The sequence below is a fragment of the Rhizobium sp. 01T444 genome, assembly GCF_056398305.1.
Window position 1 is genome coordinate 495,083 of record NZ_JBFTPD010000001.1, and the last position, 22,869, is coordinate 517,951.

Annotated in this window: 23 protein-coding genes; 14 read left to right on the top strand and 9 right to left on the bottom strand. The window is 61.1% G+C overall.

All coding sequences use genetic code 11. The annotated features are described in order from the left end of the window. Positions 1–106 precede the first annotated feature (106 nt). The gene (locus AC1DTN_RS02395) at positions 107–1,027 is read left to right on the top strand and encodes a DMT family transporter (protein ID WP_439017154.1); all 921 of its coding nucleotides are present in this window, start codon (positions 107–109) and stop codon (positions 1,025–1,027) included. Positions 1,028–1,097: 70 nt separating this feature from the next. Then, positions 1,098–2,309 carry a bifunctional phosphopantothenoylcysteine decarboxylase/phosphopantothenate--cysteine ligase CoaBC gene (gene coaBC, locus AC1DTN_RS02400; RefSeq protein WP_477919838.1) on the top strand — a complete coding sequence of 404 codons (1,212 nt, stop codon included), beginning with the start codon at positions 1,098–1,100 and terminating at the stop codon, positions 2,307–2,309. Here the strand turns inward: coaBC and AC1DTN_RS02405 are convergent. Further along, a complete protein-coding gene (locus AC1DTN_RS02405; protein WP_477919839.1) occupies positions 2,296–3,108 on the bottom strand; it encodes a class II glutamine amidotransferase in 813 nt (270 codons plus the stop codon). The genes coaBC and AC1DTN_RS02405 overlap by 14 nt on opposite strands. 550 nt (positions 3,109–3,658) lie before the next feature. On the opposite strand from AC1DTN_RS02405, the gene AC1DTN_RS02410 reads away from it, so the two are divergent. The 5 genes from AC1DTN_RS02410 to otsA all read left to right on the top strand — a co-directional run bounded on the left by AC1DTN_RS02410 (position 3,659) and on the right by otsA (position 9,521). Next, positions 3,659–4,336 (top strand): FadR/GntR family transcriptional regulator, encoded by a 678-nt coding sequence (locus AC1DTN_RS02410; RefSeq protein ID WP_477919840.1) that lies wholly within the window; start codon positions 3,659–3,661, stop codon positions 4,334–4,336. Beyond that, a complete protein-coding gene (locus AC1DTN_RS02415; protein ID WP_477919842.1) occupies positions 4,333–5,625 on the top strand; it encodes a CynX/NimT family MFS transporter in 1,293 nt (430 codons plus the stop codon). Before AC1DTN_RS02410 ends, AC1DTN_RS02415 begins: the two co-directional genes overlap by 4 nt. A gap of 99 nt (positions 5,626–5,724) precedes the next feature. After that, positions 5,725–7,263, top strand: a complete 1,539-nt coding sequence (locus AC1DTN_RS02420; protein ID WP_477919843.1) for a S10 family peptidase — start codon at positions 5,725–5,727, stop codon at positions 7,261–7,263. A gap of 47 nt (positions 7,264–7,310) precedes the next feature. After that, complete coding sequence (gene otsB / locus AC1DTN_RS02425) at positions 7,311–8,108, top strand: trehalose-phosphatase (RefSeq protein ID WP_477919893.1); 798 nt, start codon at positions 7,311–7,313, stop codon at positions 8,106–8,108. Positions 8,109–8,147: 39 nt separating this feature from the next. Beyond that, positions 8,148–9,521: an alpha,alpha-trehalose-phosphate synthase (UDP-forming) gene (gene otsA / locus AC1DTN_RS02430; protein WP_310379530.1), complete on the top strand. Its 1,374-nt coding sequence runs from the start codon at positions 8,148–8,150 to the stop codon at positions 9,519–9,521. 82 nt (positions 9,522–9,603) lie between these two features. Here the strand turns inward: otsA and AC1DTN_RS02435 are convergent, their stop codons facing one another. Next, positions 9,604–10,119, bottom strand: coding sequence for an Lrp/AsnC family transcriptional regulator (locus AC1DTN_RS02435; RefSeq protein WP_439017147.1), 516 nt, complete (start codon positions 10,117–10,119; stop codon positions 9,604–9,606). Positions 10,120–10,212: 93 nt separating this feature from the next. Between AC1DTN_RS02435 and AC1DTN_RS02440 the strand changes: the two genes are divergently transcribed. After that, a complete protein-coding gene (locus tag AC1DTN_RS02440) occupies positions 10,213–10,599 on the top strand; it encodes a RidA family protein (protein ID WP_477919845.1) in 387 nt (128 codons plus the stop codon). A 39-nt stretch (positions 10,600–10,638) separates the two neighbouring features. Here the strand turns inward: AC1DTN_RS02440 and AC1DTN_RS02445 are convergent, their stop codons facing one another. Further along, complete coding sequence (locus AC1DTN_RS02445) at positions 10,639–11,346, bottom strand: glutathione S-transferase family protein (protein ID WP_477919846.1); 708 nt, start codon at positions 11,344–11,346, stop codon at positions 10,639–10,641. A 110-nt stretch (positions 11,347–11,456) separates the two neighbouring features. Here AC1DTN_RS02445 and AC1DTN_RS02450 point away from each other — a divergent pair, with 110 nt between their 5' ends. Next, positions 11,457–12,350 (top strand): LysR substrate-binding domain-containing protein, encoded by an 894-nt coding sequence (locus AC1DTN_RS02450; RefSeq protein ID WP_113324413.1) that lies wholly within the window; start codon positions 11,457–11,459, stop codon positions 12,348–12,350. Here the strand turns inward: AC1DTN_RS02450 and AC1DTN_RS02455 are convergent, their stop codons facing one another. Then, positions 12,351–13,934, bottom strand: coding sequence for a peptide chain release factor 3 (locus AC1DTN_RS02455; RefSeq protein ID WP_477919847.1), 1,584 nt, complete (start codon positions 13,932–13,934; stop codon positions 12,351–12,353). 90 nt (positions 13,935–14,024) lie between these two features. Between AC1DTN_RS02455 and dut the strand changes: the two genes are divergently transcribed. Both dut and AC1DTN_RS02465 read left to right on the top strand, forming a co-directional pair. After that, positions 14,025–14,495, top strand: coding sequence for a dUTP diphosphatase (dut, locus tag AC1DTN_RS02460; RefSeq protein ID WP_310379541.1), 471 nt, complete (start codon positions 14,025–14,027; stop codon positions 14,493–14,495). Further along, positions 14,492–15,385, top strand: coding sequence for a GNAT family N-acetyltransferase (locus AC1DTN_RS02465; protein WP_477919848.1), 894 nt, complete (start codon positions 14,492–14,494; stop codon positions 15,383–15,385). The genes dut and AC1DTN_RS02465 overlap by 4 nt, the downstream gene beginning before the upstream one ends. Before the next feature lie 2 nt (positions 15,386–15,387). On the opposite strand, the gene AC1DTN_RS02470 is transcribed toward AC1DTN_RS02465, so the two are convergent. Next, positions 15,388–15,855 carry an Lrp/AsnC family transcriptional regulator gene (locus AC1DTN_RS02470; RefSeq protein ID WP_007813484.1) on the bottom strand — a complete coding sequence of 156 codons (468 nt, stop codon included), beginning with the start codon at positions 15,853–15,855 and terminating at the stop codon, positions 15,388–15,390. A gap of 96 nt (positions 15,856–15,951) precedes the next feature. Between AC1DTN_RS02470 and AC1DTN_RS02475 the strand changes: the two genes are divergently transcribed. Next, complete coding sequence (locus AC1DTN_RS02475; RefSeq protein WP_477919849.1) at positions 15,952–16,866, top strand: DMT family transporter; 915 nt, start codon at positions 15,952–15,954, stop codon at positions 16,864–16,866. Positions 16,867–16,887: 21 nt separating this feature from the next. Here AC1DTN_RS02475 and AC1DTN_RS02480 read toward each other — a convergent pair whose 3' ends face one another. After that, on the bottom strand, positions 16,888–17,406 hold the full coding sequence (locus AC1DTN_RS02480) for a Dps family protein (protein WP_037100765.1): 519 nt from the start codon (positions 17,404–17,406) through the stop codon (positions 16,888–16,890). A gap of 230 nt (positions 17,407–17,636) precedes the next feature. Between AC1DTN_RS02480 and AC1DTN_RS02485 the strand changes: the two genes are divergently transcribed. Both AC1DTN_RS02485 and cysK read left to right on the top strand, forming a co-directional pair. Beyond that, positions 17,637–18,254, top strand: coding sequence for a LysE family translocator (locus AC1DTN_RS02485; RefSeq protein ID WP_113324402.1), 618 nt, complete (start codon positions 17,637–17,639; stop codon positions 18,252–18,254). Positions 18,255–18,396: 142 nt separating this feature from the next. Further along, entirely contained in the window at positions 18,397–19,359 is a 963-nt protein-coding gene (gene cysK / locus AC1DTN_RS02490) for a cysteine synthase A (RefSeq protein WP_113324401.1), read from the top strand. 59 nt (positions 19,360–19,418) lie between these two features. Here the strand turns inward: cysK and AC1DTN_RS02495 are convergent, their stop codons facing one another. From AC1DTN_RS02495 to AC1DTN_RS02505, 3 genes are all read right to left on the bottom strand, one after another. After that, complete coding sequence (locus AC1DTN_RS02495) at positions 19,419–20,951, bottom strand: YifB family Mg chelatase-like AAA ATPase (protein WP_113324400.1); 1,533 nt, start codon at positions 20,949–20,951, stop codon at positions 19,419–19,421. Between the two features lie 307 nt (positions 20,952–21,258). Beyond that, entirely contained in the window at positions 21,259–22,206 is a 948-nt protein-coding gene (gene gshB / locus AC1DTN_RS02500; RefSeq protein ID WP_113324398.1) for a glutathione synthase, read from the bottom strand. Positions 22,207–22,302: 96 nt separating this feature from the next. Beyond that, complete coding sequence (locus tag AC1DTN_RS02505) at positions 22,303–22,806, bottom strand: cupin domain-containing protein (protein ID WP_113324397.1); 504 nt, start codon at positions 22,804–22,806, stop codon at positions 22,303–22,305. Between the last annotated feature and the right edge of the window lie 63 nt (positions 22,807–22,869).

Sequence of the window (22,869 nt, forward strand, 5' to 3'; positions counted from 1 at the left end):
TCTTGTTTCCACCCGCGATAGGGCCTATCGGCTAGGCGATATCTCTTCGCGACCGCTCCACATCCCTTTCCTGCCGGAGCCCAGTCCCATCTCTTCGGAGTTTCACATGCTGATCGGCATCCTCTGCGGTCTGGCCACCTGTGCGCTATGGGGGCTAAGCTTTGTCGCCCCGCGCGTCGTTGCGCCCTATACGGCGATCGACCTGACCGTGGCACGCTACGGGCTTTTTGCCGTCGTCAGCCTTATCCTGATGATCAATCCGCGCTTTCGTCCGGTGGGATTGCGGCGGTCGCTTGTTCTGACCGGCATTGCGCTCGGCAGCATCGGTTATGTCGGTTATTTCATGAGTATTTCCTATGCCGTGCGTTACGCAGGCACCGCCATTCCACCGCTCGTCATCGGCACGATGCCTGTACTGCTTGCCATCATCGCCAATCTCAAGGACCGATCCATCGACTGGAGAACACTGGCACTACCGCTGATCCTGATAGCTGCCGGCATCGGCTGGGTGAATGTCTCGATCTTCGCCACGACATCCGCCAGCGATCAGCCGGAGATCCTGCTCGGCATCGTCGCTGCGCTGATCGGACTGGCGCTCTGGGTCGCCTATGGGATGATGAGCGCTGCGGTCATGCAGTCGCAGGATGCGCCAAGCGCCATGCATTGGACCGCCTTGCAGGGGATCGGCGCCGGCATCGGCGCACTCGTTCTCCTGCCCTTCACCTCGCTCGGGGAGACTGTCAGCTTCACCGGCACGCAGACCTTTCACTTCGTGCTCTGGGCGACAATCATGGGCATTGCCGGCTCGTGGCTTGCCACGCTGTGCTGGATGATTGCCTCGCGCCTTCTGCCGCTTGCGCTTGCCGCCCAGCTGATCGTCGCGGAAACCGTCTTCGGGCTGTTTTACGGCTTTCTGTTCGAACAGCGCATGCCGACCGTGCCCGAAGCCGGCGGTGCGGTCCTCCAGCTGATCGGCGTCGGCATGGCGATTGCGATCTTCACGCCGAAGCGGGTCAAACAAGCCTGAGTGCCGCGATTGCATGTTTTCCGCCAAAGGCTTAGGGTTTTGTCCGGTCAAAGAAGCGGCGGGAAAAACCATGGCTCTCAGCGGCAAACGCATCCTCCTCATCATCTCGGGCGGCATCGCCGCCTACAAGAGCCTCGATCTTATCCGACGCCTGCGGGAACGCGGCGCTTCCGTGCGGCCGATCATGACGAAGGGTTCGCAGGAATTCGTGACCTCGCTTGCCGTCGGCGCGCTCGCGGCCGACCATGTCTTCACCGATCTCTTTTCGCGGCAGGACGAGCAGGATGTCGGCCATATCCGGCTGGCGCGCGACTGCGATCTGGTGCTGATCGCGCCCGCCACCGCCGATCTCATGGCGAAGATGGCGCATGGGCTTGCCGATGACCTCGCTTCCACGGTGCTGCTCGCCACCGATCGGCCGGTGCTTGCCGCCCCTGCCATGAACCCGAAAATGTGGGCGCATCCGGCGACGAAACGCAATATCGAGACATTGCGGCGCGACGGCATCCGCTTCATCGGTCCCGTCTCTGGCGAGATGGCGGAAAGCCGGGAGACCGGCACAGGCCGTATGGCCGAACCGCTGGAAATCGCCGCGGCCGCCGACGCCCTACTCGATGATGGTCCGAAACCACTTGCCGGCAAAAAAGCGATCGTCACCTCAGGTCCGACGCATGAGCCGATCGATCCAGTGCGCTACATCGCCAACCGCTCCTCCGGCCGGCAGGGCCATGCCATTGCCGCAGCGCTGGCGCGGCTCGGCGCGGATGTGACGCTGGTGTCCGGCCCGGTAACCATTCCTGATCCTACCGGCGTCAGGATGGTGCATGTCGAGCGAGCCGAAGAGATGCGCGATGCCGTGCTCGCTGCCCTTCCCGCCGATGTCGCCGTCATGGTGGCTGCGGTCGCCGACTGGCGGGTGGCTTCGGCCGCCGACCAGAAGCTCAAGAAGCATCCGGGCGAATCCATTCCAACGCTGGCGCTAACGGAAAACCCGGATATTCTCAAGACCGTCGGCCATCACACAATGCGTCCTAAACTGGTGATCGGCTTTGCAGCAGAGACGCAGGATGTCGAGGCCAATGCCAAGCTGAAGCTGGAACGCAAGGGTGCTGACGTGATCGTGGCCAATGACGTATCGCCTTCAACCGGCATCATGGGGGGCACGCGCAACAGCGTAAAACTCATCCGCCGCGACAGCATCGAGCAATGGCCCGATCTTTCCAAGGACGAGGTAGCGGATCGGCTGGCGGCGATGATCGCCGAACGACTTAAGCAGGAATAGAGACAGGCTCTGGCCTTGCGGACGCGCGCTTTTCAGGCCGGAAGGACGTGATCTCAAGACCATCGGCGCTGACAATCACAGCACTGCCATCGGGTATTTCCTGCCAGGCATCACCATCGTCATTCAGCGGCTCGGACACGAGGCAGTAACCCTCGGCAAGCGGCGAGGCATAGAGTGTCGGCGCCTTCTGGTCGGTGGCATAGCGGACCGCGTAAAGAGACTTGCCGTCCGAGAAGGCCGCGGTGAAGCGCAGCAGCACGGAGCCGAGAATATTTTCCGCCAGGCCTTCGACGAAGGCGATGGTCTGGGCCACAGCGGCGATCGGCGCATCCCGCAGGCCGAACTGCAGAGCGAGCAGGAACAGAAGCTCGGAATCCGTCGTGCCACTGCGGGCATTGAAGAGTTCGTCATCCAGCATGGTCTCCATCGGCCGACGCAGCCGCTCGAAGCCGGAGATCTGGCCGTTATGCATAAAAGACCAGGTTTCATGCGTGAAAGGATGGCAGTTGTCGCGCCGTGTGCCGCCGCCGGTCGCTGCCCGCACATGGGCGAGGAATAGTGGCGAACGGATCTGCCGCGCCAGACTCTTCAGATTACAGTCGGACCATGCCGGCAGGATATCGCGGTAGCGGCCCGGCTCAGGCCGGTCACCATACCAGGCGATGCCGAAACCATCGCCATTCGTCGCCGTCTTGGCGCGGGTGGCGCAATGGGATTGCTCGATCAGGGAATGGGCGGGCGAAGATACCAGCTCCTCCAGATAGAGGGGGTCTCCGCGATAGGCAGCCCAGCGACACATGCTCTTGCTCCGGCCCACCGCCTGCTGCGGCAGGAATGCTGAAAACATCTTGGATAGTCTGATGCTACGGCTAACAACGACTTAACGCCCACCCGATTTGCAAGGCGAAGATGACAAATTCTTGACGCCGACCGAGATCACTTTCCGCAAAAACGATATGGATTTGCGTGATCGCAGCGGCAGAAAATCAGGTAATTGAATGAGATAACCAGACGTCGGCTAAAAAACAGCCATGCGTTTTCCTCTTGCATCTCGGAGGAATCGGGCTACTTTTGACCTATCGTCAACGTAACGAAAGGAAGGTGATCCAATGTCTAATGAGTTTTCGGACCTCGTAATGGGCATGGAAGTGGTGATGAAAGCGAGGCAGCCCTCGCTCTAAAACCCCACCTTCCTAGGATCGCACAAGACGGTCCGGGCCAGTTACAGGCCAAACCTCATGGAAAGGGTCGCGAAAGCGGCCCTTTTTTATTGCTTTCTTTGCCCCGTTGACGCTCGAGCGGAAGAGCATTATTCATAAAGTCATCTGATGACTTTATGAATAATGCTCATGCACCCTCTCAACAAGACCAATCTTGCCGATACGGCCACTGAAGAGATCCGCAGCGAGATACTCGCCAAGCGCTGGGCTGTCGGCGAGAAACTGCCGAATGAGGCCTCGCTTTCGGCTATGCTGTCGGTCAGTCGAGGCACTGTGCGTGAGGCCGTGCGCGTTCTCGTCTCGCAAGGCTTTTTGGAAACGCGGCAGGGCTCCGGCACCTATGTGCTTTCGACCACCGATAGCAGCCGACCGCTCACCATGGCGCGGCGCGCCAGCCTGCGCGACCAGTTCGAGGCGCGCTGCGCGCTCGATGTGGAAGGCGCGCGGCTCGTCGCCCTCCGCAAGACACCCGGCCTCATCGCCGGGCTTCGCGCATTGCTTGACGAACGTGGCAATTATGAAGGCGGCGATCCGGCAGGCTTCATCGAACGCGACCTTGCCTTCCACAAGGCCGTCATCGCCGCCTCCAACAACCGGGCGATGATCGAGATCTATGATTTCTTCTCCACCTCGATCGCGGAGACGATTGCCGCCACACTCGACAAGGCGATTCCCGAGCCTGACATGCAGGCGCACCAGTCGATCGTCGACGCCATCGAAACCGGCAGCCCTGACAAGGCCGATGCAGCCGTGCGCGACTTCATGGCACCCATCCTTTCCGCGCTCGACCGGATGCTTCTTTCATGAGGATGCCCATACAGAATGTCACATCCTCGTTCGACGCCGTCGACGAGACGATGATTGATGCCGAAATCGACAGCGTGCCTGTGCCACTGCCGCCGCAGAAGCAGAGCCCGACGGCTCGCTTCCTGCTCGGTGCCAGCCTCGTACTGATCGCCTTCAATCTGCGACCCGTGTTTTCCAGCGCTTCCGCCCTGCTGCCGGAAATTCGTACCGAACTCGGCCTGTCGCCGCTCGGCGCCAGTCTGCTGACGACCCTGCCCGTCGTCTGCCTTGGCGCCTTCTCGCCGCTGGCGCCGCGACTTGCCCAGCGCATCGGCTCGGAGCGGACACTGCTCGGCGTGCTCCTGCTGCTGACGTTCGGTACAGCGCTACGCGGTCTTTCCTCCGTCCCTTTGCTCTTTTTCGGCACCGCGCTTGCCGGTGCTGCGATCGCCGTCGGCAACGTGTTGCTGCCCGGACTGGTGAAACGCGACTTCGCCGCGAATACGGCTCTGATGACCGGCTTCTATACGATGGCGCTCTGCGCGGGCGCTGCCAGTGCCGCCGGCCTGACACTACCGATCGAACATGCGCTCGGCGGCTCGCTGGAAGGCGCGCTCGCCATCTGGGCACTGCCTGCCCTCGTCGTCGGGCTGATCTGGCTGCCGCAGGTCTTTGCGAGCAGTCGACAGGCGCGGCGCAGCGGTTTCCGTGTCGAAGGTCTGTGGCGGGACAAGCTCGCCTGGCAGGTCACACTTTTCATGGGCCTGCAATCGGCGCTTGCCTATTGCGTCTTCGGCTGGCTGGTGCCGATCCTGCGTGAACGCGGTCTTGACGGTGTTGTGGCCGGCGGCATCGTCTCGGTCTCCGTCATGGTACAGGCCGCCGCCTGTCTCGTCGTGCCGCATATAGCGGTACGCGGCAAGGATCAGCGCCTCATCAACGTGACGCTCTGTGCCTTCGCCGTCGTCGCACTTCTCGGCCTGCTCTTTGCGCCGCTTTCCACCGTCTGGGTCTGGGCCGTGCTACAGGGTATCGGTCAGGGCGGGCTGATCGCCGCGGCGATGACAGCCATCGTGCTGCGTTCGCGCGATCCGCATGTCGCCGCTCACCTTTCCGGCATGGCGCAGTGCGTGGGCTATCTGCTTGCCGCCATCGGCCCGTTCATCGTCGGTCTGATCCGAGGCTGGACGGGAAGCTTCGCCTGGTGCGCAGTGCTTTTCGTCGCGCTTGGCCTTGGTGCCGCCTTCAATGGGTGGCGGGCCGGTCGAGCGCTGCATGTGAATGCACGCACGATCGAGAAGGATGAATGAGCCAGGCTCACTTGCGTATCACCATCTCTTGATCTCCATCGAAGGAATGCGGCTGCTACCCTATCTCAGCCGCATTCTGGTCCACCGGAGGAAAATCCTTTGCGCTTCCGATCCCTGCTTCTGCTCGCCGCGCTGACCGCTACGCTCGCACCCACCTTCTCCTTTGCGCAGGAGGCTGGCGAACGCCGTGCCCCTGCAGCACAGGGTTCGTCCCGAGAGGGCGTCCTCAAGCTGCTGCCGGGCGATTCCGTTACCGAGCACGAGTTGACGACGGCCGATGGACGCAAGATCGCCTATACGGCCACGGCAGGCACACTTGATCTCTTCGGTCAGGATGGCGGGCAGAACGCTGCGATCTTCTACACCGCCTATGTTGCCAAGGATGCCGGGCCGGACCGGCCGGTCACCTTCGCCTTCAATGGCGGGCCTGGTGCGGCTTCCGCCTTCCTGCATCTCGGCCTTGTGGGGCCGAAGATACTCGACTTCGGGCCCGATGGCCGCGACGGCGCCAATGCGAAGCTCGTCGATAACACGCATAGCTGGCTCGATTTTACCGATCTCGTGCTGATCGATCCAATCGGCACCGGCTGGAGCCGCACGGTGAAGGCCGACGACGCCTCGAACTACTATAATGTCGGTGCCGACGCGCAGTCGATGGCGAAGACGATCGCCCTCTACGTGGCGCATAACAACCGCGGCAATTCACCGAAATATCTGCTCGGCGAAAGCTATGGCGGCTTCCGCGCCGCCAAGGTCGCTTCGGCCCTGCAGCAGAGCCAGGGCATCATCATCGCCGGCACCGTCATGCTCTCACCGCTGCTCGAAGGTCAGCTGATGTTCAATGCCGACCAGTTCGCGCTGGGTGCTGCGCTGGAATTTCCCTCATTGGCAGCCGCCGAAGCCGACCGGCGCAAAAGCTTCAGCGAATCCGGCCAGCGCGATGCCGAGAGTTTCGCGCTTGGCGAATATCTCACGACGCTTGCCGGCCCGACGCCGACGGGCGATGCGGCAACAGCCTTCTACAACAAGATCTCCGGTCTTACGGGCATTCCGCAGGATGTCGTTACCCGCAATCGCGGCTTCCTCGGCGATGCTTACGCCAAGCATTCCGGCAAGCAGGCGGGAGAGGTGATGAGCCCATACGACGCTGCCTTCGCCACGCCGGACCCTTATCCGGAATCCGATTACGACCGAGGCGACGATGCGATCCTTGACGGCTTTACCCGCGCCTATGGCGGCGCCTTCGCCGACTACGCCCGCAACGAGCTCGGCTTCAAGACCGAGATGACCTATACGCTGCTCGAAAATGATGTCAGCCAGCGCTGGGAGTGGGGCAGCGGCCGTGGCGGCGGTTCACGTTTCCAGGCGAGCGCCACCGATGATATCAGGCAGATGCTCGCCTCCAACCCATCTTTCCATCTGCTGATCGCTCATGGCTACAGCGATCTCGTGACGCCCTACGGCGTCAGCCGTTATGTGGTGGATCACTTGCCGCCGTCCCTAGCGGGAAATCGTGTATCGCTGAAGCTCTATCGCGGCGGGCATATGTTCTACACGACCGCCGGCCAGCGCGCCGCATTCACGGCGGATGCAAAGGCCTTTTATGCCGAGCATCCCGCCAACCCGCCGGCGGATTGAAGACGATCAAGGGTTGCCGGAGGGGCGTGCTGACCTATTTCTCCGGCATGGCAAACAGCAATCAGCTACCAGAAGCTCCGCCATCCGGCAGCGCTTCCCGGCAGGACGAAACCCTCTCTACACTCTCTTCCTATCTTCAAAACGGCGCACTCTTCCTCGATATCGACGGCACGCTCCTCGATCTTGCGCCGACGCCGGATGAGATATTCGTGCCGCCGTCGCTTCCTGCGCAGCTCGACACGCTGTCGCAGAGGATCGGCGGGGCACTGGCTCTGGTGACCGGGCGAGGTCTTACCTATGCCGACCGTCTCTTCACCCCCTATCAGTTTCCCATCGCCGGACTACACGGAGCCGAACGCCGCAACCCCGACGGCAGCATCTTCAAGGCGGAGCCAACGGCCGAGTTCGAGAGGCTGAAGATTGAACTTCGGGCAGAAACGGCGGGCTGGACCGGCATCCTCATCGAGGATAAGGGCGCGGCCGTCGCCGCCCATTTCCGTCTTGCGCCGGCGCGGCAGGCGGAACTGACGAAACTGATGCAGCGTTTCCTGAACCGTGCAGGACCGGATTGGGCCTTGCAGCACGGCAAGATGGTTCTCGAAATCCGGCCCGCCAGAGCCAACAAGGGCGATGCATTGGAAAGCTTTCTCGCAACTCCAGCCTTCCGCGGTCGTCATCCGATCGCCATCGGTGACGATGTCACAGATGAGGCGATGTTCGACATGGCGAACCGGCTTGGCGGTTACTCCATCCGCGTCGGCCCGCCGTCTGCAGACACTGCCGCCCGCGGCACTCTGCCTTCCGCGGAAGCGGTCCGCGAGATCGTCGCGCGTTTTGCCGGCTGATTGTATTTTTGCAGTTATTTCTAATGAAAGGAATTTGCCATGAGCCGCCTTGTCGTCGTTTCAAACCGCGTGCCCGTTCCGGAGAAGAAAGGGGCGGCGTCTGCCGGCGGGCTCGCTGTGGCACTGGAGGCCGCCCTCGGGAAACGGGGGGGCGTCTGGATGGGCTGGTCAGGCAACGTCAACGACGAAGGCGAACCAGGCCCACTTGCGATCGAGCAGCGCGGCAACATCACCTATGCGCTGACCGACCTGACATCCAAGGATGTCGACGAATATTACTTCGGCTTCGCCAACCGCATGCTCTGGCCGATCTGTCATTACCGGCTGGATCTCGCAGAATACGGGCGCACCGAGATGGCCGGCTATTTCCGGGTCAACCGCTTCTTTGCCCATCGGCTGGCGCCGCTGATCAAGCCTGATGACATCATCTGGGTCCACGATTATCACCTGATCCCGCTTGCCGCCGAACTTCGGCAGATGGGCCTCAAGAACAAGATCGGCTTCTTCCTGCATATTCCCTGGCCGCCGGCCGACGTACTCTTCGCCATGCCCGTCCATGAGGAAATCATGCGGGGGCTTGCCGCCTACGATCTCGTCGGCTTTCAGACCGATCACGACCTTGAAAATTTTGCGGGCTGCCTGCGCCGCGAGGAGATGGGCGACATGATCAGCGAAGGGCGTTTCGTCGCCGGCGAGCGCACGTTCCGCGGCGGCGCCTATCCGATCGCCATTGAGACGGCCGCCTTCGCCGAATTCGCCAGGAAGGCCGGCACGCACAGCATGGTGCTGAAGGCACGCCATAGTATCGAAGACCGCAGCCTTATTATCGGCGTGGACAGACTGGATTATTCCAAGGGCATTACCCAGCGTATCGATGCCTTCGAGCATTTCGTCACCAACAATCCGGCACATCAGCGCCAGGTCACCTATCTGCAAATCACACCAAAATCGCGCTCTGAAGTGCCTGAATACGAGGCAATGCAGCGCACGGTCGCAGAACAGGCCGGCCGCGTGAACGGTGCACTCGGCACGGTCGACTGGGTGCCGATCCGCTATATCAACCGCTCGGTGAGCCGGCCGGTGCTTGCCGGCCTCTATCGGCTTGCCAAAGTCGGGCTCGTGACGCCGTTGCGCGACGGCATGAACCTCGTCGCCAAGGAATATGTTGCCGCACAGAACCCTGATGATCCGGGCGTGCTGGTCCTTTCCCGTTTTGCCGGCGCGGCGCGCGAGCTGAACGGCGCGCTGCTTGTCAACCCCTACGACATCGTCGGTACGTCCAATGCGCTGGCGCGCGGCCTCAACATGCCGCTTGAGGAGCGCCGCGACCGCTGGCAGCGGATGATGGACCATCTGCTGGAGCACGACGTCTCGCGCTGGTGCGATGACTTCCTCGGCGATCTCGCCGCCTGAGCAATTTGACGGGCGCGGCACCATGGGTCGCTCCCTCTGGAAGAACAGCACTATAGCAGTTGGGATGCAGCGTTTCGGCACTTCAGGCCGGCAACGGGTTCTCCGGCCAGTCCGCCGTCATGTTCGCCTGGACAGGCCGCTCCAGATAGGTGGAAAGCGCAACATAGCTTTTGGTAGCCGTCACGCCGGGAACGGCATGAACTTGCGAGAGAAAGGCTTCCAGTGCGCGCGGGCTTTCGGTCCGCACCTTGAAGATGACACTGGCGTCGCCAGCAACCGAGTGCATCTCCTCTACCTCGGGAAAGCGGCAAAGCTGCGTCAGCCTTTCGCTTTTGCCCCAGCCCGCAGCCTCGACATGCACGAAGGCCAGCAGCGGCTTGCCGAGCGCCGTGCCATCGAGCGCAGCGTGCGCGCCTTTCATGACGCCGGATCGGCGCAGCCGCTTGACGCGCTCATGCACGGCGGGCGGCGACAGATTGACGGCTTTGCCAAGCGCCGCATAGCTCTGCAGGGCATCCTCTGCCAGCGCGCCTAATATTTTTCGGTCGAAAAGGTCCAGTTGCTCGGCCTCTCGCCTGCGGCGTCGAATGCCATTCATTTCTTTTATCATTCGGAAAACTCGCCTTATCGCCAAAGAATATTCGGTGATAATAGCGCCAAGCTTTCAGATATTCGAGGGAGGGACTTTCAAATGGAACTGGTGAAGCACAGTCCGAGCAGCGGCATCTACGCGGCAACGTCAGATTATGTCCATGCGATGGAGGTCAGGAATCCCGCCCGCTTTCTGTTCGTGAGCGGCACAATGGGCCTCGACGCGGAGGGTGCGCCGGGCAGAGATCTGTCGGTCCAGCTCGACCTCATCTGGTCGAACCTGCGGGCGATCCTTGCGGATGCCGATATGGACGTCGGCAATATCGTGCGGCTGACCAGCTATTTACAGGACGCTGACTATGCCGAAGCAAACCAGAATGCGCGGCTGGCAGCGCTCGGCGATCATATCGTACCGACCACCGCCATCGTCGTTCAAACGCTTCAGAAAGACTGGCTGGTGGAAATCGAAATCATCGCTGCCGCGTGAAAGGCCGCCCTGTCTGGACAAGGCGGCACTATAGGATTTTCAGGCAGCCTGGCGCAGCAGGCCGAGCGCTTCTTCCAGATCGATTTCTCCCAGAAAGCGACCGGTGCTTTCCGCCTTTTCCTGGTGCTCGGTCGCATGCGCGAAGCGAACGGCCGGCTCCTGCAGCATGCGCTGATAGAGATCACTCAGCGCAGGAAACTGGCTGATATCGACGACCTTGTGGAATTCGTTCCAGCGGGCGATGCCGGTGAAATAGGCATCCGCAATGCCGGGCCTGTTGCCGAGCAGCCATTTCCGGCCGGCAAGCAGACCCTCCAGCATACGGTGCGCCTTTTCCACCTTGGCCGCGCCGTAGGCGACAAGAACGTCTTTCTCGGCCGGTTCCAGTTCATGCTCGACAGCGTGCCACAGCGAGCTGAAGGCGTTGAAGAAGCTGGTGTTCAAATAGGCGAGCATCTGGTTCAGGCGGTCGAAATCCGCGGTACCCTGCGCAAAGCCCAATCCTTTATCGATCGATTGCGCGCCTATGTAATTCAGGATCGCCATGCTTTCGCTGATCAGCCGGCCATCGGGCAGGAGCAATGACGGCGTTTCGCCGACGGTATTGATGCGCCTGTATTCGTCACAGGAGACGACTTCCGGCATCTGAACGCGGCACAGGCAGTACGGCAGGCCGGACCATTCCAGCGCAACGATCGAACCGAAGGAACAACCTTCCGGCACGCCGTAAAACAATATGAGGGACATTATCGGGTCCTTTCCATAGGAATTGTTGACCCGGCCAATATGATTTCGTGGACGATGAGGCAGTAGATGGCGATAATGCATCTTAAAGTCCACAAGCATGGAAGATGAATGTGACCGCCTTCAACCTCAACGACCTCCATCTCTTCGTACAAGCGGTGGAAAGCGGCAGCTTCACGGCGGCAGGACATCATCTCGGCATTCCGAAATCGACCATCAGCAAGCGCGTGGCGGAACTGGAGGAGAGGCTCGGCGTGCGGCTGATCCAGCGCACGTCGCGCAGCTTTGCGCTGACGGATATCGGCAGGGATTTCTTCGACCATGCGCAGGCCTCGATCATCGAAGCGGAAATGGCCGAGAGTATCGTGCGCAACCGCCTGGGAGAGCCGAGCGGTATCGTCAGGCTGACCGCAGCGGTGCCGACGGCACAATTCACGCTTGCCGACCATCTGGCCGAACTGACAGCACGCTATCCAAAGCTGAAGGTGTCACTGCATGTAACGGATCGCTTCGTCGATATCGTTCAGGAAGGCTTCGACATTGCGCTGCGCAGCCACCGCTTTCCACTCGGGGATTCGACGCTCGTGCAGCGCCGGATCGCGGTTCATCCGTTCCTACTCGTCGCTTCGCCCGATTACATAGCGCAATATGGGAAGCCCGAGCGGGCCGAGGACATCGCCGGCCACAGGGCAATCATGCCCAGTCTCTCCGAGGAGCAGTGGCGTCTCACCTCGGATAACGGCGCTGAGACTGTGGTAACGCCTCAGCCCATCATGGCGGCAGACGAGCCGATGGTGCTGCTGAAAGCGGCTGCGGCAGGCATGGGCATTACCATTCTGCCGACCTCGGTCTGCAACGACGCTTTGAAGAACGGCCAACTCGTGCGCCTGCTTCCCGGCTGGACGGCGGGCAGTATCACCACGACGATCCTGATGCCGCACCGACGAGGACAATTGCCCTCCGTGCGCGCGGTCGTCGAGTTCCTTGCCGAACGGCTGGCGGGGTGATCAGGCGGCCTTGGCCGCGTGATATTCCTTGATTGCCACCATCTTGATCGCCGGATAGCGCTCCGCCTCGTAGCGCAGCGAGAAGCCATCCTGTGCCAGGAAGACCGGGTCGCCATCGAGATCGCGGGCGATATCGCCGCGCTTGACGGTGAGAAACTTGTCGAGTTCAGCAGCTTGGTCGGACGAAATCCAGCGGCAGACGGAGAAGCGCGACATTTCGAAGGAGACCGGCAGGCCATATTCGGCCATCAGGCGCTCCTTCAGGACATCGAGCTGCAGCGCGCCGACGACACCGACGATGGCAGGCGAACCATCCTCCGGCTGGAAGAGCTGAACGACACCTTCTTCAGCCATCTGCTGCAGGGCTTCCTTCAGCTTCTTGGCCTTCATGGCGTCTTCCAGGCGCACGCGGCGCAGGATTTCCGGCGAGAAATTCGGCACGCCCTGGAAAACCAGGCTTTCGCCTTCCGTCAGCGTATCGCCGATACGCAGCGTGCCATGGTTCGGAATGCCGACCACATCACCGGCGAAGGCCGTATCGGCGAGCTGGCGCTGCGAGGCGAAGAAGAACTGCGGCGCGGTGAGGCCAAGCTGCTTGCCGGTACGTGCCAGCCGCGCCTTCATGCCGCGCTCCAGTTTGCCGGAGCAGATGCGGGCGAAGGCGATACGGTCGCGATGGTTCGGGTCCATGTTCGCCTGAATCTTGAAGACGAAGGCCGTCATCCTGTCTTCGGCGGCATGTACGGTGCGGATATCGGCTATCTGGTCACGCGGTGGCGGAGCAAAATCACCGAGCGCATTGATGAGATCGCGGACACCGAAGTTGCGGAGCGCCGAGCCGAAGAAAACCGGCGTCATATGACCTTCGAGGAAAGATTCCCGATCGAAGGGACGGCAGGCCTCGATTGCCAACTCGACTTCTTCGATGAAGGCATCCCGCTCGTTTTCCGGCAGGCGATCGGCAACACTCTGCGGACCATTGACGGCGGTGACGGCGATTTCCGTATCGGAGCCGCGAACGGTGTTTTCCTTCAGGTGATAGGAACCGCAGAAGGTCTTGGCGCGACCGATCGGCCAGGTGACCGGGGCCGTATCAAGCGCCAGCTTTTCCTCGACCTCATCCAGGATCTCGAAGGGATCGCGGCTTTCGCGGTCCATCTTGTTGATGAAGGTGATGATCGGAATGTCGCGCATGCGGCAGACTTCGAAAAGCTTCAGCGTGCGCGGCTCGATACCCTTGGCCGCGTCGATGACCATGACGGCGGCATCGACTGCCGTGAGCGTACGGTAGGTATCGTCGGCGAAGTCTTCGTGACCGGGCGTGTCGAGAATGTTGAAGACATTGCCTTCATATTCGAAGGTCATGACCGAGGTGACGACCGAGATGCCGCGTTCGCGCTCGATCTTCATCCAGTCCGAGCGGGTCTGAATGCGGTCCTTCTTCGCCTTCACTTCACCGGCGAGCTGAATGGCGCCGCCGAACAGCAGCAGCTTTTCAGTGAGCGTCGTCTTACCCGCGTCCGGGTGCGCGATAATAGCGAATGTGCGGCGGCGGGAGACCGCCTCGGCGAGACTTTCGGCCATGATGTAAATCCTGTGGAATTGCCGCGTATCTAGCGATTAAAGCGCGCCATTGCAATTGACCTTGCGGCACGAGGCACGAAGTAATGCCGCATGACCATTCACACAGATACTCGCCCCACCCTCAATTTGATCCGCCTGCCGAACGGCCAGGGCCTGGATCTGCCCGCCTATGAAACGCGTGGTGCAGCCGGCATGGACCTGCGCGCGGCGATCGACGAGGACAAGCCGCTGGTGCTGGCGCCTGGCAAACGCGCGCTCGTTCCAACGGGCTTCGTCTTTGAAATCCCTGAGGGTTTCGAGGGCCAGGTGCGCCCGCGCTCCGGCCTTGCAGCCAAGAACGGCGTCACCTGCCTCAATGCGCCCGGCACCGTCGACTGCGATTATCGCGGCGAAGTGAAGGTCATTCTCATCAATCATGGCGAGGAGGATTTCACCATCACGCGCGGCATGCGCATCGCGCAGATGGTGATTGCACCATTCATCCAGATCCGCATCGCCGAAGTCTCGGAAACGACCGAAACCGCGCGCGGCGCCGGTGGCTTCGGCTCGACCGGGGTATGAGCGTCGCCGATTCAGACGGGCTTACCTTCCGACAGGATTATTTCAGCGATCCGGCGGCCTGGAGCGCTCTCGTTTCTCTTCTCGATGATACGTTCGGCATCGATATTGATCCGCTGCGCGAACTTGGCGGCCCAGACCCGGCCAGTATGCCGTTCGGCTGGTTTACGGATGAAGGCCTGCTCGCCGCCAATCTCTCCGCCTTCGCTATGCCTTTTGTCCTCAACGGCAGGCTCGTCAATGCCGCCGCCTTTCAGTCCGGCGCAGTCCGTCCGCCATGGCGCGGCCGCGGCCTTTACCGCGATGTGACGGGCAAGGCGGTTGCCTGGTGTGAGGCGCGGGATTTCGAGGCCATCATCCTCTACACGGACAAGCCGGCGCTTTATGAGCCCTACGGCTTCCGCTCGCTTCCGCTTCACAAGTATGTCGGCGCTGCACCAATGTCTGAAGCTGCCGCCACCTCACGGCCTCTTCAGCCGCCCGATGCCGATGATCTCGCCCTGCTTCAGGGCCTGCTGAGGAACCGCAAGCCAGTTTCGGAGACGCTTGCTGTCGCCAGCAGCTCTGCGATGTTCCTCATCAACGCGCAGCTCGATTCCGACGTGCGCTTGAGCTATCTGGAAGAGAGCGAGGCCGTCATCGCATGGAAGATGCCGGCACCCGGCCACGTCGTTCTCCTCGATGTGGTCGCGCGTGAAATCCCGTCCCTCGCCGCCATCCTTGCCGGTCTCGGCATCCAGGCAACGTCAGTCGAAACGCTGTTCCGGCCGGACAGGCTCGGCTGGTCCGGCGAGGCGACGCCTTACGGAGGCGGAACACGGCTCATGCTGCGTGGACTGGAGGAGATGAGCCTCGATCATCCCGCAATGCTGTCGCCAATGGCGGATTTCTGAGGCTATTTTTTCCGTATCAGGGGCGGCAGGCGTCGCTTGACCGGCGAGGATTTGATCATCGAGGTATTGGTTTCCGCGCGCTCGGCGACCTTGTCGAGAATGTTGTCAAGCTCTCCCATGGAGCGGACGACGAGGCGGGCGATGAAACAATCGTCTCCAGTCACCTTATCACATTCGATGAATTCCGGCGTGTCCTGGATAATACGCTCGACGATGTGGAGCTGGCCGGGCAGCGGGCGCACCCGCACGATCGCCTGCAAGGGATAACCGATCGCCGCCGGATCAAGATCGATGGTGAAGAGCGTCACGACGCCGCGATCCTCAAGCCGACGCAGACGCTCTGCCGCGCTCGGCGAAGAAAGTCCTACAGCCTGGGCGAGCTCTTTTAGGGAAATACGCGAATTTCCTGCCAGCGCCTCTATCATTGCGCGGTCAATATCGTCGACTGCCTGCATCTCGTTAGCCAACATGGCAAAAACTCCTAACAAGATTAGGTTTATCCAGCCTTTCCCTTTTTCAGCTTATAGAAAATGCTGCGATGCCGCAATACAATTTCCCGCTAACGAATGGAGATGGCGATGCAGAGTGACATCAGAAGAGGCACAGCAGAGATGACGGCAGCGATGCTGATCTCGGGAACGATCGGCTGGTTCGTCGTCATGTCAGGTCAGCCGGTCAGTGGCGTGGTCTTCTGGCGCTGCTTCTTCGGCGCACTGACCCTGCTTGTTGTCTGCACTGCGCTCGGCCTGCTGAGGCCTGGCATCATCAGCCTGCGGTCGCTCGCTATCGCTGTCTTCGGCGGCATAGCGATCGTCTCCAACTGGCTGCTGCTGTTCGCCTCCTATTCGCACGCCTCGATCTCGATCGCGACAACAGTCTACAACACCCAGCCCTTCATGCTGCTTGCGCTCGGCGCACTCTTTCTGGGGGAGAAGATCACAGGCACCAAGCTCTTCTGGCTCGGGCTTTCCTTTGCCGGCATGGCTGTTATCGTCGAGGCGAAACCAAATACTGATGCCGTCTCCGGCAGCTACGGTCTCGGCATCCTGATGGCGCTGGGTGCCGCCTTCTTTTATGCGCTGGCAGCGCTTGCCGCCAAATGGCTGAAAGGCACGCCGCCGCATCTGATTGCTCTAATCCAGGTTTCCACCGGCATCGTCATGCTGGCGCCGATGACCGATTTTTCGAACCTTCCCGCCGATACCAGTTCCTGGATGATCCTGATCGCCGTCGGCGTCGTCCATACAGGTCTCATGTATGTGCTGCTTTATGGCGCGATCCAGAAGCTGCCGACGCATCTGACCGGCGCTTTGTCTTTCATCTATCCGGTCGCAGCGATCTTGGTCGACCGCTTCGCTTTCGGCCACGCACTGCAGCCGATGCAGATTGCCGGGGCGGCAGTTATTCTGCTCGCCGCCGCCGGCATGAATCTGGGCTGGTCGCCGGCGAGACTTATTCGCCTGCCGGCGGCCAGACGCTGAGCCATTACTTCGGCTTACCTGTTACTTCGCTTGGCGCGTCGTTTCGAACAGGAACCAGGTACGGCGCTCGCTCTGGTCGATCCAGTTCTCGATCAGGCTTGCGGTTGCGACGTCGTTATGCTCGTCGCAGACTTCGTGCACTTCGCGCAGGATTGAAACGAGGTGAAGGTTGTCTTCGCGTAGCTCGGAGAGCATATCCTCGGGGGTGACGTAGTCAGCATCATTGTCCGGAATGCGCTGCTGGCGGGCGATCTGGCCGATCGAGCGCAGTGTCGTGCCGCCGATCTTGCGAGCGCGTTCGGCAACCTCGTCCGTCATATCGAAGATCTGTTCCGCCTGCTCATCGAGCAGCAGATGGTAATCGCGGAAGTGCGGGCCAGACATGTGCCAATGGAAGTTCTTGGTCTTCACATAAAGCGCAAACACATCGGCGAGCAGCGCGGTCAACGCGGCCGAAATATCGGTGATCGCGTTGGTCGGCAGGTCGGAAGGGGTCTTGAGCGGTGAACGTCTGCGGGCTTCGGCTGAGGTAGTCGACATGCATTCTCTCCTTGGTGATGAAAACCTTCTGCGCCGACAGCCTCGGGAAGCCGCGGCGGGCCGTGTCTGCGGCCGCTTGCAAGGGAAAATAGCAAGGCCGGATTGGTTTCCAAGTAGATCATGGTTCAGCCGACCTATTCTTTATGGTTATGGACAGATCAGCGCCAGGCGATTGATGAGGCCTGGCTTGCGCGCCTATAGAGAGGCTGCGCAAGTCAGTGGATACGAAGATGAGCCTTACCGTCCTGATCGCCTATGCTGGAGCCCTGTTCATCGCCGCCGCAATTCCCGGCCCGGGGATCACGGCAATCGTGGCGCGTGCACTCGGTTCGAACTTCCGCGAGACCTTCTTCATGGGTCTCGGCCTCGTGCTCGGCGACATGACCTATCTCACCGCTGTCATTCTCGGTCTTGCCTTCGTGGCGCAGACCTTCACTGAGATATTCCTCGTCATCAAGATCGCCGGTGCTCTCTATCTCGGATACATCGCCTGGAAGCTCTGGACTGCCGGCCTGCTGCCGCAGGATATCGCCGCGAAGAAATCCAGCAGTGCCGGCATGTCCTTCCTGTCCGGCCTGCTTGTGACACTCGGCAATCCGAAGACCATGTTGTTCTACGTGGCGCTGGTGCCGACCTTGATCGATCTCGGCAGCATCGGCATGCGTGAGTATCTCATCCTGCTCGCCGTCACTTTCGTGGTGCTTATGATCGTGCTCATCCCCTACATGATGCTTGCGTCGCGCGCCCGCACGATGCTGAAGCAGCCGCGTGCATTGCAGGCGCTGAACCGCGTCGCCGCAAGCATCCTGGCGGGTACGGCAGCCTTCATCGCCACGCGTGCAGCCTGAAATAAACATTCGGCAACGGACGGTTCTCAAAGGATTTTTTCTCCGGCTCAAGCGGCCGACGGGTGAAGCCACTCTGGTCTCATCACCACTTTGACCCTATTCTCTCCACAGATTTCAGAATGGATTTCAAAGGGAGAGCACCATGTCGCACAAACCGGGCCGCGGCCGCATCTATTCCTCGATAACGGACACAATCGGCGACACGCCGCTCGTTCGCCTCGATAAACTCGCCAAGGAAAAGGGCGTGGTGGCCAACATCCTTGCCAAGCTGGAGTTCTTTAACCCAATCGCCTCGGTGAAGGACCGTATCGGCGTTGCCATGATCGATAGCCTGGAAACGCAGGGCAAGATCTCGCCCGGCAAGACCGTGCTGATCGAGCCGACCTCGGGCAATACGGGTATCGCGCTCGCTTTCGCCGCCGCTGCCAAAGGCTACCGGCTGATCCTTACCATGCCGGAAACCATGTCCGTCGAGCGCCGTAAGATGCTGGCGCTGCTCGGCGCCGAGTTGGTGCTGACCGAAGGACCGAAGGGCATGAAGGGGGCGATCGCCAAGGCGGAAGAACTCGCCGCCTCACTGCCCGACGCCGTCATCCCGCAGCAGTTCGAAAACCCGGCCAACCCTGAAATCCACCGCAAGACGACCGCCGAGGAAATCTGGAACGATACCGATGGCACGGTCGATATCTTCGTTGCCGGCATCGGCACCGGCGGCACGATTACCGGCGTCGGCCAAGTGCTGAAGAGCCGCAAACCGGGTATCCGGGTCGTGGCCGTCGAGCCGGCGGACTCGCCGGTACTGTCAGGCGGCACGCCCGGCCCGCACAAGATCCAGGGCATCGGCGCCGGCTTCGCACCGAAGATTCTCGATACCAGCATCTATGACGAAGTCGTCACCGTCAGCAATGACGACGCATTTCAGCAGGCGCGCCTCGTCGCCAAGCTCGAAGGCGTGCCGGTCGGCATCTCCTCGGGTGCAGCATTGACGGCCGCGATCGAGGTCGGCCGCCGTCCGGAAAACGCCGGCAAGAACATCGTCGTCATCATCCCGTCCTTCGCGGAACGGTATCTTTCGACGGCATTGTTTGAAGGCCTTGGAAGCTGATCGAACCTTCCCGGGTTCTTCCTCTCGCCCGGTACCTGGGGCGCTTCGGCGCCCCTTTATCATGCCGCAGCGGTAAGCCTCTCGCCGGCAACACGGTAGGAAATCGCCTCCGCGAGATGAATGCGGCCGACCATTTCCTTGCCGTCGAGATCGGCAAGCGTGCGGGCGACCTTGAGGACTCGGTGGTAGCCACGCGCCGAAAACTTCATCTTGTCCGCGGCATCTCGCAACAGCTGCAATCCTGCGGCATCCGGCTCTGCGAATTTCTCGATCATTGCGGTCGAACATCCGGCATTGGTGGAAATACCCACAGCGCCTGCAGCAGCATAGCGTTCACGCTGGATGTCACGGGCACGCGCAACGCGCCGGGCAACATCGGCACTCGCTTCGGCTACCGTCGGCCGGATCAGGTCGGCGGCGGAAACGGCTGGCACGTCGATGCGGATATCGATGCGGTCCATCAACGGACCGGAAATCCGGGCCTGATAATCCGTCATGCAGCGCGGCCCTCGGGCACAGGTGTGGCCGGGCTCGCCAGCCATACCGCAGCGGCAGGGGTTCATCGCCGCAATAAGCTGGATCCGCGCCGGATAGGAGACGCGGTGATTGGCGCGCGCGATGACGCATTCGCCGCTTTCCAACGGCTGACGCAAGGCATCGAGCACTTGCGGCGCGAATTCCGGAAACTCATCAAGGAACAGCACACCATGATGGGCAAGCGAAGCCTCTCCCGGCCTGGCACGCAGACCGCCGCCGATGAGGGCGGCCATCGTCGCCGAATGGTGCGGCGTGCGGTAGGGCCTGCGGTCGGAAAGCTTGCCGCCGGACAGCTGGCCGGCGATGGAATGGATCATCGAGACCTCAAGCAACTCCGCAGCCGAAAGCGGTGGCAGGATCGATGGCAGTCTCGAAGCCAGCATCGACTTGCCGGAACCGGGCGGCCCGACCATCAGGAGGTTATGGCCGCCGGCAGCAGCCACCTCCAGCGCCCGCTTGGCGCTTTCCTGTCCCTTGATCTCGGCGAGATCAGGCAGATTGGCGGCATTCGGGCGAATGGACGGTTCCGGGCGCGAAAGGATCTGCGTGCCGCGGAAATGATTGGCGAGTGCGATCAGGCTGCGCGGCGCCAGAATGTCGACCCCGGACCCTGCCCATGCGGCTTCCGATCCGCTTTCGGCCGGGCAGATCAGGCCTTTTCCACTCGCGTTGGCACCGATTGCGGCCGGCAGAGCGCCAGCGATTGCGGCAATTGTACCGTCGAGATTGAGTTCGCCGACGACGACATAGTCTGACAAAGCATCCGCCGGGATGGCGCCGAGCGCAGCCATCAGACCAAGTGCGATGGGGAGATCGAAATGACTGCCTTCTTTGGGAAGATCGGCGGGCGCAAGATTGACCGTCACACGCTTGGATGGCAGCGCTAGGCCGGAAGCGTGCAAGGCTGCCTGCACCCGCTCGCGACTTTCCGCCACCGCCTTGTCAGGAAGCCCGACGATCTGGATTCCCATTTTACCGGGAGCGACCATGACCTGGACCTCGACCGGCACACCTTCAATGCCCTGAAATGCAACCGTGCTGACGCGCGCGACCATGCCCCTGCCCCGTAACCCTGAACCCCAACCTATGAAGGCGGTCACAATCTGGCATGGAATCTGGAATAAAACAAGAACGATAAGCGAACGAATTCAGCTATCCGCTGCAATCAAATTGCAGCAGGTTGCAAAGCCGGAACGAAGGCGATCAAAGGCGGAACACTTGGAGCATTTCCGTTTTTCTTCGAAACACGAAAATTCTCTATCTCTTTGTTTTCACAAAAAAATCTCTGCGCAGTTTTGCCGCAATTCCGAACGCAAAACCACTATGCACTTTTGTTGGCATTGCACTTTTGCTGGTATTGCTTTAGCCGCGCTTGCGCTCGATCGCATCCCACAACAGGCTTGCGATATCGGCGCCACCGAACTTCTTCACTTCCCGAATGCCTGTCGGCGAGGTTACGTTGATCTCTGTCATATAATCGCCGATGACGTCGATGCCGACGAGCAGGAAGCCGCGTTCGCGCAGAGCCGGGCCGATGCGCTCGCAGATTTCCTTTTCGCGCGCCGTCAGTTCGGTCGGCTCGGCGCGGCCGCCGACATGCATGTTGGAGCGACTGTCATGCTCGGCCGGGACGCGATTGATGGCGCCGGCAAATTCGCCGTCGACGAGGATGATGCGCTTGTCGCCCTTGCGCACGTCAGGCAGGTATTGCTGAGCGATGAAAGGCTCGCGGAAGAGCTGGCCGAACATTTCGAGCAGCGAGGACAGGTTGCGATCGTCCTTGGTGGAATGGAAAACGCCGGCGCCGCCATTGCCGTAGAGCGGCTTCAGGATGATATCGCCCATCTCGTCGCGGAAGCGGCGGATCTCGCCCGGATCCTTGGTGATCAGCGTCTTCGGCATCAAGTCGGAAAATTCGGTGACGAAGATCTTTTCCGGTGAGTTGCGCACCCAGGCCGGATCATTAACGACGAGCGTCTTCGGATGGATGCGCTCCAGAAGATGCGTCGAGGTGATGTAGGACATGTCGAAAGGCGGGTCCTGGCGCAGCAGGACGACGTCCATGGTCGACAGGTCGATGCGCTCAGGGGCGCCGAGTTCATAGTGATCGCCCTTGACGTCGCGCAGCACCATCGGCTCGACGGCGGCATAGAGCTTGTCATCGCGGAAGCTCAGGCGATCGGGCGTGTAATGGAAGAGCTTGTAGCCACGCGCCTGAGCCTCAAGGCTCATGGCGAAGGTGGAATCGCCCGCGATATTGATGCCGGAGACATGGTCCATCTGGACCGCTACGTTCTTGATCTTGGCCATTTCCGTCCCTTGAGCTGATGCCGCCCAGATGTAGGTCGGTCAGGCGTCAAACGCAACGGCAATCAATGGCTTCGCGCGCCTCCGCCGGCGCAATTTTCAGGCCGCGATGCCGGTACCGCCGCCGTTGCGCAAGAGGTTGCGCAGGCGATAGGCAATGGCGAGCGGCTTCGGGAAAGGCTTGCGCAGGAAGGCGACCTTGCGGACATAATTGTCGACCCGCCAGTTCGCCCAGGTGCCGCCGGCAAAGAAAGCGACATCGCCCACCTGCAGCGTGCGCTCCAGGCCATCTTCGGTGGTGACGTGCACTTCGCCTTCGAGGATCATGACCGTCTCGTCCCAGCCGAAACGCCAGCGGAATTCGCCTGATGTGCAATCCCAGATCGCCGTCAGCGATGCTTCGTCATGGCCGCGGGAATGTTCTGCCGTGCGCGCCTGCGGATTGCCGCTGATGACCCAGTCCGGATTGATCGGCGTCGACTTCAGCACCATGCGGTCGCTTGCCTGCGCGACGAAAGATTTGCCGGCCGTTTTCAACGCGGCGTAAGGCACGGACCGCGCAGCCATGGCGACGGCGGTTGCAAGCATCATCTTCAAGGCCATGTATTACCCCCAGTTTGCTACCCCTAGCTGAGCCGTGGATAACAAAAGAGTCGTAAAAGCCCG